Genomic DNA, 17,267 nt, shown 5'->3' with positions numbered 1-17,267 from the left:
TCGCATGCCGCACCACGCAGGATTGTCGCAACACTGGCAAACGGTTTTTTCTCGTCTGCCAGAAGCGCTCACCGCGCAGCCATTGAGCGCGCAGGCGCAGTCAGTGCTCACTTTTAGTGATTTTGTTCAGGACAGCATCATCGCGCATCCTGAGTGGCTGGCAGAGCTTGAAAGCGCGCCACCGCCGGCGAACGAGTGGCAACACTATGCGCAATGGCTGCAGACGGCGCTGGAGGGTATCACCGATGAAGCCTCGCTGATGCGCGCGCTGCGGTTGTTTCGCCGTCGCATCATGGTGCGCATCGCCTGGAGCCAGGCGCTCCAGTTGGTGGCGGAAGAGGATATCCTGCAACAGCTTAGCGTGCTGGCGGAAACCCTGATTGTTGCCGCGCGCGACTGGCTTTATGACGCCTGCTGCCGTGAGTGGGGAACGCCGTGTAATCCGCAAGGTGTGCCGCAGCCGATGCTGGTGCTCGGCATGGGCAAACTGGGCGGCGGTGAACTCAATTTCTCATCCGATATCGATTTGATTTTTGCCTGGCCGGAAAATGGCGCAACGCGCGGCGGACGCCGTGAACTGGATAACGCGCAATTTTTCACCCGCCTTGGTCAACGGCTGATTAAAGTCCTCGATCAGCCAACGCAGGATGGCTTTGTCTACCGCGTCGATATGCGCTTGCGCCCGTTTGGCGACAGCGGCCCGCTGGTGCTGAGTTTTGCTGCGCTGGAAGATTACTACCAGGAGCAGGGGCGCGACTGGGAGCGCTACGCGATGGTGAAAGCGCGCATTATGGGCGATAACGACGGCGACCATGCGCGGGAGTTGCGCGCAATGCTGCGCCCGTTTGTTTTCCGCCGCTATATCGACTTCAGCGTGATCCAGTCTCTGCGCAACATGAAAGGCATGATTGCCCGCGAAGTGCGTCGCCGTGGTCTGAGGGACAACATAAAACTCGGCGCGGGCGGGATCCGCGAAATTGAATTTATCGTCCAGGTTTTCCAGCTGATTCGCGGCGGTCGCGAGCCTGCGCTGCAATCGCGTTCGCTGTTGCCGACGCTTGCGGCCATTGATCAACTGCATCTGCTGCCGGATGGCGACGCAACCCGGCTGCGCGAGGCCTATCTGTGGCTGCGACGGCTGGAAAACCTGCTGCAGAGCATCAATGACGAACAGACACAGACGCTGCCGGGCGATGAACTGAATCGCGCGCGCCTCGCCTGGGGAATGGGTAAAGAGAGCTGGGAAGCGCTGAGCGAAACGCTGGAAGCGCATATGTCGGCGGTGCGTCAGATTTTCAACGATCTGATTGGCGATGATGAAACGGATTCGCCGGAAGATGCACTTTCTGAGAGCTGGCGCGAACTGTGGCAGGATGCGTTGCAGGAAGAGGACTCCACGCCCGTGCTGGCGCATCTCACCGAGGACGATCGCCGCCGCGTAGTGGCGCTGATTGCCGATTTTCGCAAAGAGCTGGATAAACGCACCATTGGCCCGCGCGGGCGGCAAGTGCTCGATCACTTAATGCCGCATCTGCTCAGCGATGTATGCTCGCGTGACGATGCGCCAGTGCCGCTGTCTCGCCTGACGCCGCTGCTCACCGGGATTATTACGCGCACCACTTACCTTGAGCTGCTAAGTGAATTCCCCGGCGCGCTGAAACACCTCATTTCCCTGTGCGCCGCGTCGCCGATGGTTGCCAGCCAGCTGGCGCGCTACCCGATCCTGCTTGATGAACTGCTCGACCCGAACACGCTCTATCAACCGACGGCGATGAACGCCTATCGCGATGAACTGCGACAATACCTGCTGCGCGTGCCAGAAGATGATGAAGAGCAACAACTGGAGGCGCTGCGGCAGTTTAAGCAGGCGCAGTTGCTGCGCGTGGCGGCGGCGGATATTGCCGGTACGTTGCCAGTAATGAAAGTGAGCGATCACTTAACCTGGCTGGCGGAAGCGATTATTGATGCGGTGGTGCAGCAAGCCTGGGGGCAGATGGTGGCGCGTTACGGACAGCCGACGCATCTGCACGATCGCGAAGGGCGCGGTTTCGCGGTGGTCGGTTATGGCAAACTGGGCGGTTGGGAGCTGGGTTACAGTTCCGATCTGGATCTGGTGTTCCTGCACGACTGTCCGATGGATGTGATGACTGATGGCGAGCGTGAAATCGATGGTCGCCAGTTCTATCTGCGCCTTGCACAGCGCGTGATGCACTTGTTCAGCACGCGCACGTCATCCGGCATTCTTTATGAAGTTGACGCGCGTCTGCGCCCATCTGGCGCTGCGGGGATGCTGGTCACCACTGCGGAATCGTTCGCTGATTATCAGAAAAACGAAGCATGGACGTGGGAACATCAAGCGCTGGCCCGCGCGCGCGTGGTGTATGGCGATCCGCAACTGACCTCCGAGTTTGATGCCATTCGCCGCGATATCCTGATGACGCCGCGCGACGCCACTACGCTGCAAACCGAAGTGCGCGAAATGCGCGAGAAAATGCGTGCCCATCTTGGCAACAAACATAAAGACCGCTTCGATCTGAAAGCCGATGAAGGTGGTATCACCGACATTGAGTTTATCGCCCAATATCTGGTGCTGCGCTTTGCCCATGACAAACCGAAACTGACGCGCTGGTCGGATAATGTGCGCATTCTCGAAGGGCTTGCGCAAAATGGCATCATGGATGAGCAGGAAGCGCAGGCATTGACGTTGGCGTACACCACATTGCGTGATGAGCTGCACCACCTGGCGCTGCAAGAGTTGCCGGGACATGTGGCGCTCTCCTGTTTTGTCGCCGAGCGTGCACTTATCAAAACCAGCTGGAACAAGTGGCTGGTGGAACCGTACGCCCCGGCGTAAGTGTGGTATTATCGCGCGCAAATTTTGTATCTCTCAGGAGACAGGAATGAAAGTGACGCTGCCAGAGTTTAAGCAAGCCGGTGTAATGGTGGTGGGTGATGTGATGCTGGATCGTTACTGGTACGGCCCAACCAGCCGTATCTCTCCGGAAGCGCCAGTCCCGGTTGTTAAGGTCGATACCATTGAAGAGCGACCGGGCGGTGCGGCAAACGTGGCGATGAACATTGCCTCGCTGGGCGCAACGGCGCGTCTGGTTGGCCTGACTGGCATTGACGATGCGGCGCGCGCACTGAGCAAAGCGCTGGCCGATGTTAACGTTAAATGTGACTTCGTTTCTGTTCCGACGCATCCAACCATCACTAAGCTGCGCGTGCTGTCGCGCAACCAGCAGCTGATTCGCCTGGATTTTGAAGAGGGTTTTGAAGGGGTTGATCCGCAACCGCTGCATGAACGCATCAGCCAGGCGCTTGGCAACATTGGCGCGCTGGTGCTGTCGGATTACGCCAAAGGGGCACTGGCAAGTGTTCAGCAGATGATCACACTGGCGCGTAAAGCCGGTGTGCCGGTGCTTATCGATCCAAAAGGCACGGATTTTGAACGCTATCGCGGTGCCACACTGTTGACCCCGAATCTGTCTGAGTTTGAAGCGGTGGCCGGGAAGTGCAAAAGCGAAGACGAGATCGTGGAACGCGGTATGAAAGTGATTGCCGATTACGAACTCTCTGCGCTGCTGGTTACCCGTTCCGAGCAGGGGATGACGCTGCTGCAGCCGGGCAAAGCGCCGCTGCATATGCCGACCCAGGCGCAGGAAGTGTATGACGTCACCGGTGCGGGCGATACGGTGATTGGCGTGCTGGCGGCGACGCTGGCGGCCGGGAATTCGCTGGAAGAGGCGTGCTACTTCGCCAACGCGGCCGCAGGCGTGGTGGTCGGTAAACTCGGTACCTCAACCGTGTCGCCAATCGAGCTTGAAAATGCCGTGCGTGGCCGTGCGGAAACCGGCTTCGGTGTGATGACGGAAGATGAACTGAAAGTCGCTGTCGCGGCGGCGCGTAAGCGCGGCGAGAAAGTGGTGATGACCAACGGTGTGTTCGACATTTTGCATGCCGGGCATGTCTCTTATCTGGCGAATGCGCGCAAACTGGGCGATCGCCTGATTGTTGCGGTTAACAGCGATGCGTCCACCAAACGCCTGAAAGGGGAAACCCGTCCGGTGAACCCGCTGGAGCAGCGCATGATTGTGCTGAGCGCGCTGGAGGCTGTGGACTGGGTGGTGTCGTTTGAAGAGGATACGCCGCAGCGTCTGATTGCCGGGATCCTGCCGGATCTGCTGGTGAAAGGTGGTGATTACAAACCCGAACAGATCGCGGGCAGCGAAGAGGTGTGGGCCAACGGCGGAGAAGTGCTGGTGCTCAACTTTGAAGACGGCTGCTCAACCACCAACATCATCAAAAAGATCCAGAAAGACAGGTAATAACGGCGCTGCTGGTGAATGGTGAAAAGAAAAAGCCCTCTTTATGAGGGCTTTTTACTATTGTTCATCAACCGGTGGAATGGCGGGGGCCGGTTTCACTTCGGCGACGTTGCCACTGCTGCGGCTTTCCAGCTCGCTGAGGCGCTGTTCCAGCAACGCCAGTTTTTCGCGGGTGCGCAGCAGAACCTGCGTCTGCACGTCAAATTCTTCGCGGCTGACCAGATCGAGGCGGGTTAACTGCGATTGCAGCGTCTGGCGGATTTTCTTCTCAACGTCTTCCCCAAACTCACGGATCCCTTTCGGCATGGATTCGTGAACCTGTCGCGCAATCTGTTCAATTTTTTTCGGATCAATCATGTTGGGGTCCCTGTTCGGATAGGCTCATAGGGTTATTGTAGTGTGATAACCCCAGGTGATAAACCAGAATTGTTTGAAGCTTATGCATTGCCGAAGATTATCAATGGCGTTATAGTTATCGCGCTTATTCTCAGGGCGGGGCGAAATTCCCCACCGGCGGTAAATCAGCGCATGCTGAAAGCCCGCGAGCGCTTCAGGTTAACGCCTGAAGGTCAGCAGATCCGGTGTAATTCCGGGGCCGACGGTTAAAGTCCGGATGGGAGAGAGTAACGAATCTGTCGGGCAATGACGCCCGCTCGCGTTATTTTTTTGCCGCATTGCGACACTCCTAAGACTGCCCTGATTCTGGTAACCATAACTTTATTGAGGTCTTTTACCATGAATCAGACGCTGCTTTCTTCTTTTGGCACGCCTTTCCAACGTATTGAACACGCGCTTGCCGCGCTGCGCGAAGGCCGTGGTGTGATGGTGCTCGATGACGAGAACCGCGAAAACGAAGGCGACATGATTTTCGCCGCCGAAACAATGACCGTTGAGCAGATGGCACTGACCATTCGCCACGGTAGCGGCATTGTTTGCCTGTGCCTGACCGACGAACGCCGTAAACAACTCGATCTGCCAATGATGGTAGAGAACAACACCAGCGCATTTGGCACCGGTTTTACTGTGACCATTGAAGCGGCGCATGGCGTAACCACCGGTGTTTCGGCGGCTGACCGTATTACTACTGTTCGTGCGGCGATTGCCGATGGCGCAAAACCGTCCGATCTGAACCGTCCTGGTCACGTCTTCCCGCTACGTGCGCAACCGGGTGGCGTGCTGACCCGTGGTGGTCACACAGAAGCGACTATCGATTTAGTGACGCTGGCGGGCTTCAAACCGGCGGGTGTGCTGTGTGAATTAACCAATGATGATGGTTCAATGGCGCGCGCCCCGGAATGCATCGCGTTTGCGAAACAGCACAATATGGCGGTAGTGACGATTGAAGACCTGGTGGCTTATCGCCAGGAGCATGAGCGTAAAGCCAGCTAATATTCAAACTTATCCATAAAAATCCGCAGCTTTTAGCTGCGGATTTTTTTTGCCTGTTCTGCATCAAAGTTTGGCACGCTTCTGGTCATCACGCATTGAAAATCAATTGTTCTACTTATAAAGTGGTAAGCGCTGCGGCGAGTATTACAAGGGATTTGAGATTTTTCTAACTCATTCAATTTAAGTGGCTTTGTAATTAATTTGTGAAGCAATTTTTGCCGAATATATGACGGAGGCAATGTGTTCATTTCCTGGTATTGGATTGTGGCTGTTGTTGTGATTGTCTTTGGTTATATCCACGTGCTTAAACGTAATTGCAAAGCCTGCCGTCATGATCGGGAGGCGATATATAAAGGTTATTTACGCGTGGTGGAGGAGTTGAAAAAACACCGGCGCGTTGGGCAGGGCGATTAATACACCGCTGCCCGTCATCACTCTGACTTACCCGCCAAACCCCATCGCCTGTAACGCCACCAGGCTTAATCCCATCACCGACATGCCGCACAGCACGCCATAGCTTGGGTTGTTATTGGGATCGATCTCTTTTGCCAGCGGCATCAGCTCATCGACCGACAGCGCTACCATGATCCCGGCGACCGCCGCCATAATCGCCGCCATCACTACCGGCGAGACCAGGCTTCCCAGAATCAGCCACGCCAGCACGCCGCCAAGGATTTCCGCCATACCTGAAATACCCGCCCAGAATACCGCACTGCGTTTTGACCCGGTCGCCGCATAGACCGGCCCTGCAACCGCCAGTCCTTCAGGAATATTGTGTAATGCGACCGCAAAAGCGATGCCAAAGCCGAGTTCCAGGTCGTTACTGGCGGTAACGTAAGTGGCGATCCCTTCGGGAAAATTATGCAGGCTGATACCGAGCGTCAGCAAAATGGCGGTACGGCGAATGCCGCGCGGAAAAGTTTGCTGTGTGCCTTGCATTAAATCTTGTGGATGCGCGTGCGGCAGCAGGCGATCCAGTGCGAAATAGCCCAGCAACCCGACCACAAACATGCCGTAGCCGAGCATGGGCGACATATTTTCCGTTGCCAGCGCGGCGGGCAACATCTCCATCAGCGAGATAAGTAGCATGATCCCGGCGGCAAAACCGAGCGAAAACGCCAGTACGCGGTTTGAGGGCTTCTGGCCGATAACACCAAGAAGCGCGCCAATAAATGTCGCCGCGCCTGCCAGGATGGTCAGAATCAAAGGTACTGACATAGCTTACTCCTTTATGATAATCATTCTCATTAATCTAAGTTTTTGTTGCAGGAAAAGCGAGACGGGTTGGCGATCTTTACGCATTCCTTACATTCAAAATTACTGATGATCTTCATCATGGTTATCTGAGTTCTTCACCCGCCGAAAAAGCGTAATCTACGTTTATCAAAATAGACACACTCAGTAAGGATATCACCATGTCAGCACCTCGCATGCCTGCACTGTTTTTGGGCCACGGCAGCCCAATGAATGTGCTGGAAGATAACGTTTATACCCGCGCCTGGAGCGCTCTGGGCGAGACGCTGCCACGCCCGAAAGCGATTGTGGTGGTATCCGCGCACTGGTTTACTCGCGGAACCGGCGTGACCGCTATGGAAGCGCCGAAAACTATCCATGATTTCGGCGGTTTCCCGCAGGCGTTATACGATACGCATTACCCCGCTCCTGGCTCGCCGGAACTGGCGCAACGCCTGGTGGAATTACTCTCGCCAGTACCGGTAACGCTGGATAAAGAAGCCTGGGGTTTTGACCACGGTTCATGGGGCGTGTTGATTAAAATGTACCCGAACGCGGATATTCCGATGGTGCAGCTCAGTATCGACAGCACCAAACCGGCGGCATGGCACTTCGAAATGGGGCGCAAACTGGCGGCACTTCGCGATGAAGGTATTATGCTGGTGGCCAGCGGTAATGTGGTACATAACCTGCGTACTGCGCGCTGGCATGGCGAAAATACGCCGTATCCGTGGGCCATTGCGTTCAATGATTATGTGAAAGAGAACCTGACCTGGCAGGGGCCAGCCGAGCAGCATCCGTTGGTCAATTATCTTGACCATGAAGGCGGTTCGCTCTCTAACCCTACGCCGGATCACTTCCTGCCGTTGCTGTATGTGCTTGGCGCATGGGATGGCAGGGAACCTGTGTCGATACCGGTCGATGGTCTCGAGATGGGATCGCTCAGTATGCTCTCGGTGCAGGTTGGCTAAATGAATGGCGCGTTATGCGCCATTTTTTGTGCCTGAAAATGGAAAACTTCGAGGAAGATCGCAAAAAAAAGCACCTGAAATACGGTTTTTTTGAAAATAAAAAGAGCTTCGCTACAAAAATGAAACGCCGTGCTGAATTTCTGCTCTTTTTGTGAACACCATCGTCGCAATAACCCACCTGAGTGACTACGCTTCAGAATGTCTGGTTTTTAGACATATCCATAAAAATAATCCGGTGTAATGCCACGAACATTCTGTTCGCGGTCGGTCTTTTGCGCCTAAAAAATAAACCCTCTGGAGACACGGAAATATGAACTCAGCGAAAACCTTACTGAAAGTCTGTATTAGTTCCGCTCTGCTGTTTATCTCCCACGCCTCTGTCGCCCAAACCTTTCGCGCTGCCGATGTTCACCCTGCCGACTACCCGAATGTGGTGGCGGTAAAACATATGGGGGAAAAGCTCAGTAAGGCGACTGATGGTCGGCTGGATATTAAGACCTTTCCAGGCGGCGTATTAGGTGATGAGAAACAAGTTATTGAGCAGGCGCAAATTGGTGCCATTGATATTATTCGTGTCTCTATGACGCCAGTGGCGGCGATATTACCGGAGATAAATGTCTTTACGCTGCCCTATATTTTCCGCGATGAAGACCATATGCACAAAGTGCTGGATGGCATGATTGGCCAGGAAATTGGTAACCGCCTGTCGGAAAGCAGCAAATCACGGCTGATCTTCCTGGGCTGGATGGACGCCGGGACGCGTAACCTGATCACCAAAGCGCCAGTCACTAAGCCGGAAGATCTTAAAGGTATGAAAATCCGCGTGCAGGGCAGCCCAATAGCACTCGATACCCTGAAAGCGATGGGCGCTAACTCGGTGGCGATGGGGGTAAGCGAAGTGTTCAGCGGAATGCAAACCGGCGTGATCGATGGCACGGAAAATAACCCGCCCACTTTCGTCGCGCATAACTATTTACCGGTCGTCAAAAATTATACCTGGAGTAAGCATTTTATTATTCCCGAGCTGTTTTTGTTCTCAAAAGCCAAATGGGACAAGCTGAAAAAAGAGGATCAGGAATTAATTCTGAAACTGGCGAAAGAGGCCCAAGCTGAGCAGCGAGAATTATGGAAAACCTATAACGAAAAATCGCTGGAAGCGATGAAAACGGGCGGCGTGCAATTCCATGACATCGATACCAAAGCGTTTTTTGAAGCGACACAACCGGTTCGCGATAAATACGGCAAAGAGCATCAGGAGCTGATTACCCGTATTCAACAAGTGCAATAACTTTTGCCGGGCAGGCGCGTTTTGTGTTCTGCCCATTTGCAACTTTCACCGGGAAAACTGCTATGGCTGAACGCTATTCGTTGTTGATGGATATTTTGTACCGGATATCGATGTGGATTGCAGGTCTGGCGCTGTTAATTATGGTGGCGATTATTCCGGTGGGCATTTTCGCCCGCTATGTCATGAACAGCGCGTTATCGTGGCCGGAGCCGGTCGCCATTATTTGCATGGTGACCTTTACCTTTATTGGCGCCGCCGTGAGTTACCGCGCGGGTTCGCATATTGCGGTTAGCATGGTTACCGATCGTTTAAGCGAACCGTTGCGCAAAGTCTGCTTTGTGTTCGCGGATTTAATGCTGCTGGCGATCAGCGTTTTTATTCTCTGGTACAGCACTGCGTTATGCGCGGAATTATGGGAACAACCGGTCGCCGAATTCCCGCTCTTTACCGCAGGAGAAAGCTATTTGCCGCTGCCTGTCGGTTCTGCCATTACCATCTTGTTTATTATCGAAAAAATGCTTTTTGGCGCGCAATATCACCGCCCGGTGGTGATGCTGGGTTCGTCGAGCTAATCCCCGATCACATCCCGTAAGGAACGTTTATGGATGCATTTATTCTGCTCTTTACGCTGGCTATTATGCTGGCGGTGGGTGTACCGGTGGCTTACGCCGTGGGCATTAGCGCGGTGCTGGGTGCATGGTATATCGATATTCCGCTGGAAGCGGTGATGATCCAGCTGACGAACGGCGTGAATAAGTTCTCGCTGCTGGCGATCCCGTTTTTTATTCTCGCGGGCGCAATCATGGCCGAAGGGGGGATCGCCAGGCGGTTGGTGAATTTCGCCTATATCTTTGTCGGCTTTATTCGCGGCGGACTGTCGTTAGTAAATATTGTCGCTTCTACATTTTTCGGCGCAATTTCCGGATCGTCCGTGGCAGATACCGCCTCGATCGGTTCGGTGATGATCCCGGAAATGGACAAAAAAGGGTATCCGCGTGATTTTGCCGCCGCGGTCACCGCCAGCGGCTCGGTGCAGGCGATCTTAACGCCGCCGAGCCATAACTCGGTGATCTACTCGCTGGCGACGGGCGGTACGGTTTCTATTGCCGCGCTGTTTATCGCCGGGATCTTGCCGGGGTTGTTGCTCAGTTTTACATTGATGGTGATGTGCGTGGCATTCGCCCATAAACGCGGCTATCCAAAAGGGGAGCGTGTGCCGTTTCGCCAGGCGTTGAAGATCTTCGTGGATACGCTGTGGGGGCTGATGACCGTGGTGATCATCATGGGCGGCATCCTGTCCGGGATTTTCACTGCGACAGAGTCAGCGGCGATCGCCTGCCTGTGGGCCTTTTTCGTCACCATGTTTATTTACCGCGATTACAAATGGTCGGAACTGCCGAAGCTGATGTACCGCACGGTGAAAACAGTGACGATTGTGATGATCCTGATTGGCTTTGCCGCCGCGTTCGGGGCGGTAATGACCTATATGCAATTGCCCGCTCGCATTACGGAAGCCTTTACCCAAATCTCGGATAACAAATACGTTATTTTGATGTGCATTAACATCATGCTGCTGTTGCTTGGCACGCTGATGGATATGGCACCGCTGATTTTGATCCTGACGCCGGTGCTGCTGCCGGTGACCAATGCGCTGGGCATCGATCCGGTACATTTCGGCATGATCATGCTGGTGAACCTGGGAATTGGATTGATTACCCCGCCTGTCGGTTCGGTGCTGTTTGTCGCCAGTGCGGTCAGTAAGCAGAAGATCGAACAGGTGGTAAAAGCGATGTTACCGTTCTACCTGATCCTGTTCTTCGTATTGATGCTGGTGACCTATATTCCGGCGATCTCGCTGTTCCTGCCGAAGCTGTTTGGTGTGTTGTAAGGCAATAAAAAACCCGGCTGAGTTGCCGGGTTTTAGCTTATTCCACAAAGACATGCGGATAGAAGCGAGAGAGATCCTGGGTTATCAATGCGCGATCTTCGCGAATGCCGATCCCGGCGGGTTGATCGTTGATAAGCCAGCTGCCAATTAGCATGTAGCTGTCGCCGAATTTAGGTAGCGGGCAGAACTGCTGCACGATCATGCCTTCTTCGCCGTACGGCCCTTCAACGGCTTCGACCGTTTTGCCATTTTCAATGATCGACACATTGGCGCCTTCGCGGGAGAAAATGGGTTTAACAACGTATTTGTCCATCTCCGGGTGCGCGTCTTCGGCAAAATAAGCCGGCAGCAAGTTCGGGTGATCCGGAAACATTTCCCACAACATCGGTAACAATGCTTTATTGGAAATAATGCTTTTCCAGGCGGGTTCCAGCCAGCGTACGCCTGCGTCTTCCAGCTTGGTAGAGAACATTTCGCGCAGCATATATTCCCACGGATAGAGCTTAAACAGGTTACCAATCACCTGGTCTTGCAGATCCGTGAACTGGCCTTTTTCCCCGAGACCGATATCTTCGATATAAAGAAATTCGGACGCCAGTTCTGCTTCTGCCGCACAATCCTGCAAATATTGCACCGTACCGCGATCTTCGACCGTATCGCGACAGCAGGTGAAATGCAGCAGCTGAAAACCGTGCTGCTCACGCAACTCGGTAAAGCGCTCAATCAGCTTCTCTTGCAGGCTATTAAACTGATCGCTGCCTTGCGGCAGGTTGCCGGCATTGAGCTGATCTTCCAGCCAAATCCACTGGAAGAACGCTGCTTCATACAACGAAGTCGGCGTGTCAGCATTATTTTCCAGCAGCTTAGGTTCGCCCGCGCCATCCCAGGCGAGATCGAGGCGCGAATACAAAGAGGGCTGATGCGTGGCCCATGACTGGCGCACAAAACTCCAGGTGTGCTTAGGAATGCGAAACTTCGCCATCAGCTCATCGCTGGCGACGACTTTCTCCACCACCTTCAGGCACATCTGATGCAATTCTGCGGTGACCTCTTCCAGCTTTTCAACCTGTGCAAGCGTCAGCTTGTAATAGGCGTCCTCACACCAGTAGGGCTCGCCGTACATGGTGTGAAAATTGAAGCCGTACTCGGTGGCTTTTTCGCGCCAGTCCGGGCGCTCGGTAATACTGATTCTTTCCATGGCGCTTAGCCGCCCATTGAACGGGTGGTTGTACCGCTGGCGCTACGCTGCATGGTGTTCTGCTTCGCCACAGACTCACCAAAGCCGCCGCGCGTTACCGTGGTGGTGGTCGCCGGTTTCGGTGCCATCGCCGTTTTTGGTACGTTCATGGTACGGCCCGGCTGCGCTGCACCGTAACCTTTACCGGAAGCATCGGTGTATTGACCGTAAGCCGGGCTTGCCGGGTTACGCGAGCTGAACAGCGGTTGCTGCGCAAAGCCTGCGCCGCCGCCCATCATCCGGCCCATCATGTAACCGGCCATCAGCGGCATCCAGAAGCTGCCGCTGGACTGCGCCTGAGCCTGGTTTTCCGGCGCTACGCCCGCCTGCACAGGTGCTGCCTGGCACTGACCTTCACCGAACTCGGCGACGCAATCTTCACGCGTGGCATATTTCGGCGCGGTGCGCTCGGCTTCTTTCAGCGCGTTGTTGTACGCGGCGGTACATTCCGCGCTTTTCCCCGGGTTTGCTGATGAGCAATCATCCGCGTTTTGATACAGGGAAACTGTCTCGTCACTTTTTTCACAACCCGCCAGCATAAAAACGGCGGTAACCGCCAGCGCGACAGGCGTCAGATGGCGCGCGCTCCAGCTTTTGCGGAACGTCGCGTGTTGGATGTTTTTTGTCCGTTTCATTGTAATATTCCTGGACCCCAAAGGCATGAGTAAACGCTCAGGATAGAGGATGAGAGAGGGAAGTTAAAGCAAGGAGGGGAGGCCTTTACGTTGCCTTACGTAAAAACGGGGGCTGGATGCCCCCGTTGTCGAAAAGTACTGCTTAACGTTTCACGCTGGTGCGTGCGGCGGCAGGTTGCGCGTTGCCGTTGAAGTTATCAACGCTGGCTGCCTGCTGCGCATTTTCCGGCGCGACGCTTTCCGGCGAGGTATCGACTGGTTTACCCAGCGTGCTGTTCAGCGCCAGCAGATCCTGCTCGTTCAACGAACCCAGCGCGGATTTGATGTTCAGCTGGTTGATCAGGTAATTGTAACGTGCGCTGGAGAGTTGCTGCTTGGCGTTATACAGCGTGGTGGTCGCGTCCAGCACATCAACGATTGTACGCGTACCCACAGAGTAACCCGCTTCCATCGCATCCAGAGAACTCTGGGCAGAAACCACCGCCTGTTTGTAGGCGTTGATGCTGCTGATGGAGGCGTTCACGTTGTTAAAGGAGGAGCGCACGGTCTGCACCACGTTGCGGTGCGCGCTTTCCAGTTGCTCGCTTGCGCCAACAAAGTTGTACTGCGCCTGTTTGACCTGCGAACTCACCTGGCCACCCTGATACAGCGGCAGGGAGAAGCTCAAACCCACTTTATTCTGGCCAGCGTCAACATCCGGGTTTTGCGCGCTTTTGGAGCCGCTGTAAGAGGTGTTAGAAACACCTGTTGAGGCGGTTAAATTCAGGGTTGGCAAATGACCATCTTGCGCCTGACGAATTTGCTCGCGCGCCAGATCCTGGCTCAGACGCGCCTGCAGCAGCGTCAGGTTACGGTTTTCCGCTTCCTTCAGCAGGGCATTAACAGCTTGCGGTTTATCAGTCTTGAAGTTGTCGACGTTCAGCGAGGCCAGTTGCGGGTAGTAATTACCGGTGACCTGACGCAGCGCTTCCACCATGTTGTCGAGGTTGTTGCGCGCGGTCACTTCGTTCGCCAGAACGGTATCGTACTGCGAGCGGGCGTTTTGCACGTCGGTGATGGCAACCAGGCCAACGTTAAAGCGTTGGGTCGTTTGATCCAACTGGCGGTAGATAGACTGTTTCTGTGCTTCGGTGTAGGAAAGCGTATCAATGGCGCTCAGCACGTTGAAATAGGCGGTGGCCGTATTCAAAATCAACGTTTGCTGATCGGTCTGCCAGGTGACGTCCTGAATGCCGGCGGTTTTTTCCTGCAGCGTCAGGGCGCGCCATTTCGACATATCAAAAATGGTTTGCGTTAACTGCAAAGATGCGCTGGTGACATTCGAATTGACGCCTTTGCTGTCACGGTAGCCATTGGAATAGTCATAATCTGCACCCAAACCAAGCTGAGGCAGTAACGGGCTACGCGCTTCGTTAATCTTTTCAAAAGCAGCATCGCGGTCAGCGGCGGATTTACGCAGATCCGGGTTGCTTAAACGCGCCTGCTGATAAACCTGTAACAGGTTTTCTGCCTGGCTCATGGCGCTGAAGCCGGTCAGGCTCAGGCCGATAAGGAGGGGGAGCAATTTCTTCATTTGCATTCCTTGTTGTGAAGCAGTATTAGCGCTGGTCTAAATTAGAAAAAATAATCGCCGATTCTACCAGATAGTGGCACCGCTTAAGCTTGGCGTAACGTGCCATCGGCGTAAATATGCATCAATCTATCACATAGCACTTGAAACGATAGCTATACAGGCTTGAAATCTACTGTTTTGTCATTATTTCAAAAGAGATGCCGCTCATGAGTAAGCCAGTAACATCCGCAGTGACTTTCACAAAAAACGATGTAGAAATTATTGCACGGGAAACGCTCTATAGCGGTTTTTTTTCGCTCGATCTATACCGCTTTCGCCACCGTTTATTCAATGGCGAAATGAGCGGTGAAGTCCGCCGTGAAATTTTTGAACGCGGTCATGCCGCAGTCTTGCTACCCTTTGACCCAGTGCGCGACGAAGTTGTGCTGATCGAACAGATCCGCATTGCGGCGTTTGATACCAGCGAAACCCCATGGTTACTCGAAATGGTGGCCGGCATGATTGAAGAGGGCGAAAGCGATGAAGATGTTGTGCGTCGCGAAGCCATCGAAGAGGCCGGTCTGCACGTTGGTCGTGTGAAAAGAATGTTGAGTTATTTGGCAAGCCCCGGCGGCACCAGCGAGCGTTCCGCCGTGTTGGTGGGCGAAGTGGATGCCACGCAGGCCTCGGGTATTCATGGTCTGGTGGATGAAAACGAAGATATTCGTGTTCATGTGGTGAGCCGGGAACAGGCTTACCAGTGGGTAGAAGAGGGGAAAATCGACAACGCAGCGTCTGTCATTGCCCTGCAATGGCTGCAACTGCATCATGAGAGCTTACGAAACGAGTGGAAAAAATGAAGCGTTATACACCTGACTTCCCAGAAATGATGCGCCTGTGCGAAACCAATTTCGCCCAGTTGCGCCGCTTGCTGCCGCGTAATGACGCAGCGGGCGAAACGGTGAGCTATCAGGTGACCAACGCGCAGTACCGGTTAACGATAGTCGAGTCCACCCGCTACACCACGCTTGTGGAAATTGAACAGACCGCGCCATCAATTAGTTACTGGAGCTTACCGTCAATGACGGTGCGCCTTTATCACGATGCGATGGTGGCTGAAGTGTGTTCGAGTCAGCAGATCTTTCGTTTCAAAGCGCGTTATGATTATCCGAATAAAAAGTTGCATCAACGCGACGAAAAGCATCAAATTAACCAGTTTCTGGCCGATTGGCTGCGTTACTGTTTAGCACATGGAGCAATGGCGATTCCGGTTTGTTAGCGTCGTGAAACCTAAGGACACCATTTGGAAAGCCTGTTAAACCTCTCTCTGGCGGGTGAGCCCAGAGTGAGGGTATTACAAATAACTGATTCTCACCTGTTTGCCGAAAAGCATGAAACGTTGTTAGGGGTGAATACCTGGGAAAGCTATCAGGCGGTACTGGAGGCTATCCGCTCTCAGCAGCGTGAATGCGATCTTATTGTCGCCACCGGCGACCTGGCACAGGACCATACCGCTGCGGCTTATCAGCTTTTCGCTGATGGTATCGCACGCTTTGACGCGCCTTGCGTTTGGCTGCCCGGTAACCACGATTTCCAGCCCGCCATGTACAGTGCGCTGCAGGATGCGGGGATCTCGCCGGCTAAACGTGTATTTATTGGCGATCATTGGCAAATTCTGCTGCTGGACAGCCAGGTGTTTGGCGTACCGCACGGTGAATTGAGCGAGTTTCAGCTTGACTGGCTGGAGAAGAAACTCACCGACAGCCCGCAGCGCCACACCTTATTGCTGCTCCATCACCATCCACTTCCTTCCGGCTGCAGTTGGCTCGATCAACACAGCCTGCGTAACGCGGGTGAACTGGATAACGTGCTACAGCGTTTTCCGCAGGTGCGGTATCTGTTGTGCGGGCATATTCACCAGGAGCTGGATCTCGACTGGAACGGCCGCCGTCTGCTGGCGACGCCATCAACCTGCGTCCAGTTTAAACCGCACTGCGCCAACTTCACGCTTGATACCATCGCGCCCGGCTGGCGCTGGCTGGATCTCTACCCGGACGGAACGTTGCACACAGAAGTTTGCCGTCTGGAAAGCACCCAGTTCAGGCCGGATACCGCTTCAGAAGGTTACTGATGTCGACGCTTCTTTATCTGCACGGGTTTAACAGTTCGCCGCGTTCCGCTAAGGCGACGCTGCTTTCGCAATGGCTGGCGCAGCATCACCCGGAGATCAACGTGATTGTGCCGCAACTGCCGCCTTACCCCGCTGCGGCGGCAGAATTGCTGGAGTCACTGGTGTTGGCGCAGGGCGGAAAACAGCTCGGTATCGTCGGCTCTTCGCTCGGGGGCTATTACGCCACCTGGCTTTCGCAATGTTTCATGTTACCTGCGGTGGTGGTGAATCCTGCGGTGCGACCATTTGAATTGCTGGCAGATTATCTTGGCAATAACGAGAACCCCTACACAGGGCAGCAATATGTGCTAGAGTCTCGCCATATTTACGAGCTCAAAGTGATGCAAGTTGACCCGCTCGAAGCGCCGGATTTAATCTGGCTGCTACAACAAACCGGGGACGAAGTGCTGGATTACCGCCAGGCGGTGGCATATTACGATGCCTGCCGTCAGACAGTGGAAGAGGGCGGAAACCATGCCTTTGTGAGCTTTGAGAATCATTTCACACAGATTATCGATTTCCTTGGGCTGCATTGAGCCATCAGGGAAACGATGCGGTCACTATCTACGAACAAAC

Annotated in this window: 16 protein-coding genes and 1 riboswitch; of the genes, 11 read left to right on the top strand and 5 right to left on the bottom strand. The window is 54.3% G+C overall.

The window, feature by feature from the left end; genetic code table 11:
* The first annotated feature begins 4 nt into the window (after window positions 1-4).
* Together glnE and hldE are read left to right on the top strand one after the other, a co-directional pair.
* Window positions 5-2,854 (top strand): bifunctional [glutamate--ammonia ligase]-adenylyl-L-tyrosine phosphorylase/[glutamate--ammonia-ligase] adenylyltransferase, encoded by a 2,850-nt coding sequence (glnE, locus tag M8Q36_RS02620; protein WP_249879949.1) that lies wholly within the window; start codon window positions 5-7, stop codon window positions 2,852-2,854.
* Window positions 2,855-2,900: 46 nt separating this feature from the next.
* Complete coding sequence (gene hldE, locus M8Q36_RS02615) at window positions 2,901-4,328, top strand: bifunctional D-glycero-beta-D-manno-heptose-7-phosphate kinase/D-glycero-beta-D-manno-heptose 1-phosphate adenylyltransferase HldE (protein ID WP_249879948.1); 1,428 nt, start codon at window positions 2,901-2,903, stop codon at window positions 4,326-4,328.
* Window positions 4,329-4,385: 57 nt separating this feature from the next.
* Here hldE and ubiK read toward each other — a convergent pair whose 3' ends face one another.
* Complete coding sequence (ubiK, locus tag M8Q36_RS02610; RefSeq protein ID WP_160268646.1) at window positions 4,386-4,685, bottom strand: ubiquinone biosynthesis accessory factor UbiK; 300 nt, start codon at window positions 4,683-4,685, stop codon at window positions 4,386-4,388.
* Window positions 4,686-4,807: 122 nt separating this feature from the next.
* A riboswitch (FMN riboswitch) is annotated at window positions 4,808-4,957 on the top strand.
* 106 nt (window positions 4,958-5,063) lie between these two features.
* On the opposite strand from ubiK, the gene ribB reads away from it, so the two are divergent.
* Window positions 5,064-5,717 (top strand): 3,4-dihydroxy-2-butanone-4-phosphate synthase, encoded by a 654-nt coding sequence (ribB, locus tag M8Q36_RS02605; RefSeq protein WP_020455297.1) that lies wholly within the window; start codon window positions 5,064-5,066, stop codon window positions 5,715-5,717.
* Between the two features lie 441 nt (window positions 5,718-6,158).
* Here the strand turns inward: ribB and zupT are convergent, their stop codons facing one another.
* Window positions 6,159-6,935: a zinc transporter ZupT gene (gene zupT, locus M8Q36_RS02600; protein WP_020455295.1), complete on the bottom strand. Its 777-nt coding sequence runs from the start codon at window positions 6,933-6,935 to the stop codon at window positions 6,159-6,161.
* 197 nt (window positions 6,936-7,132) lie between these two features.
* Here zupT and ygiD point away from each other — a divergent pair, with 197 nt between their 5' ends.
* The 4 genes from ygiD (at window position 7,133) to M8Q36_RS02580 (ending at window position 11,097) form a co-directional block, all read left to right on the top strand.
* The gene (gene ygiD, locus M8Q36_RS02595) at window positions 7,133-7,921 is read left to right on the top strand and encodes a 4,5-DOPA-extradiol-dioxygenase (RefSeq protein ID WP_020455294.1); all 789 of its coding nucleotides are present in this window, start codon (window positions 7,133-7,135) and stop codon (window positions 7,919-7,921) included.
* Window positions 7,922-8,231: 310 nt separating this feature from the next.
* Window positions 8,232-9,209 carry a TRAP transporter substrate-binding protein gene (locus tag M8Q36_RS02590; RefSeq protein ID WP_020455292.1) on the top strand — a complete coding sequence of 326 codons (978 nt, stop codon included), beginning with the start codon at window positions 8,232-8,234 and terminating at the stop codon, window positions 9,207-9,209.
* Window positions 9,210-9,271: 62 nt separating this feature from the next.
* Window positions 9,272-9,781, top strand: coding sequence for a TRAP transporter small permease (locus tag M8Q36_RS02585; protein WP_097400782.1), 510 nt, complete (start codon window positions 9,272-9,274; stop codon window positions 9,779-9,781).
* A gap of 29 nt (window positions 9,782-9,810) precedes the next feature.
* Window positions 9,811-11,097, top strand: a complete 1,287-nt coding sequence (locus tag M8Q36_RS02580) for a TRAP transporter large permease (RefSeq protein ID WP_249879947.1) — start codon at window positions 9,811-9,813, stop codon at window positions 11,095-11,097.
* Window positions 11,098-11,134: 37 nt separating this feature from the next.
* Here the strand turns inward: M8Q36_RS02580 and M8Q36_RS02575 are convergent, their stop codons facing one another.
* The 3 genes from M8Q36_RS02575 to tolC form a co-directional block, all read right to left on the bottom strand.
* Complete coding sequence (locus tag M8Q36_RS02575; RefSeq protein ID WP_249879946.1) at window positions 11,135-12,295, bottom strand: glutathionylspermidine synthase family protein; 1,161 nt, start codon at window positions 12,293-12,295, stop codon at window positions 11,135-11,137.
* A gap of 5 nt (window positions 12,296-12,300) precedes the next feature.
* Entirely contained in the window at window positions 12,301-12,969 is a 669-nt protein-coding gene (locus tag M8Q36_RS02570) for a DUF1190 family protein (RefSeq protein WP_249879945.1), read from the bottom strand.
* Between the two features lie 142 nt (window positions 12,970-13,111).
* Window positions 13,112-14,542 carry an outer membrane channel protein TolC gene (gene tolC, locus M8Q36_RS02565; RefSeq protein ID WP_249879944.1) on the bottom strand — a complete coding sequence of 477 codons (1,431 nt, stop codon included), beginning with the start codon at window positions 14,540-14,542 and terminating at the stop codon, window positions 13,112-13,114.
* A 206-nt stretch (window positions 14,543-14,748) separates the two neighbouring features.
* On the opposite strand from tolC, the gene nudF reads away from it, so the two are divergent.
* Genes nudF through yqiA form a run of 4 tightly spaced genes read left to right on the top strand, consistent with a single transcriptional unit; the run spans window position 14,749 to window position 17,227 of the window.
* Window positions 14,749-15,381: an ADP-ribose diphosphatase gene (nudF, locus tag M8Q36_RS02560; protein ID WP_020455286.1), complete on the top strand. Its 633-nt coding sequence runs from the start codon at window positions 14,749-14,751 to the stop codon at window positions 15,379-15,381.
* The gene (locus M8Q36_RS02555) at window positions 15,378-15,800 is read left to right on the top strand and encodes a DUF1249 family protein (RefSeq protein ID WP_020455285.1); all 423 of its coding nucleotides are present in this window, start codon (window positions 15,378-15,380) and stop codon (window positions 15,798-15,800) included. Before nudF ends, M8Q36_RS02555 begins: the two co-directional genes overlap by 4 nt.
* Before the next feature lie 24 nt (window positions 15,801-15,824).
* A complete protein-coding gene (gene cpdA, locus M8Q36_RS02550; RefSeq protein WP_249879943.1) occupies window positions 15,825-16,652 on the top strand; it encodes a 3',5'-cyclic-AMP phosphodiesterase in 828 nt (275 codons plus the stop codon).
* Entirely contained in the window at window positions 16,652-17,227 is a 576-nt protein-coding gene (gene yqiA / locus M8Q36_RS02545) for an esterase YqiA (RefSeq protein ID WP_249879942.1), read from the top strand. The genes cpdA and yqiA overlap by 1 nt, the downstream gene beginning before the upstream one ends.
* Window positions 17,228-17,267 lie beyond the last annotated feature (40 nt).

The sequence above is a fragment of the Kosakonia sp. R1.Fl genome (genome assembly GCF_023516815.1).
GTDB lineage: Bacteria > Pseudomonadota > Gammaproteobacteria > Enterobacterales > Enterobacteriaceae > Kosakonia.
This window is presented reverse-complemented; position numbering and strand designations above follow the sequence as displayed.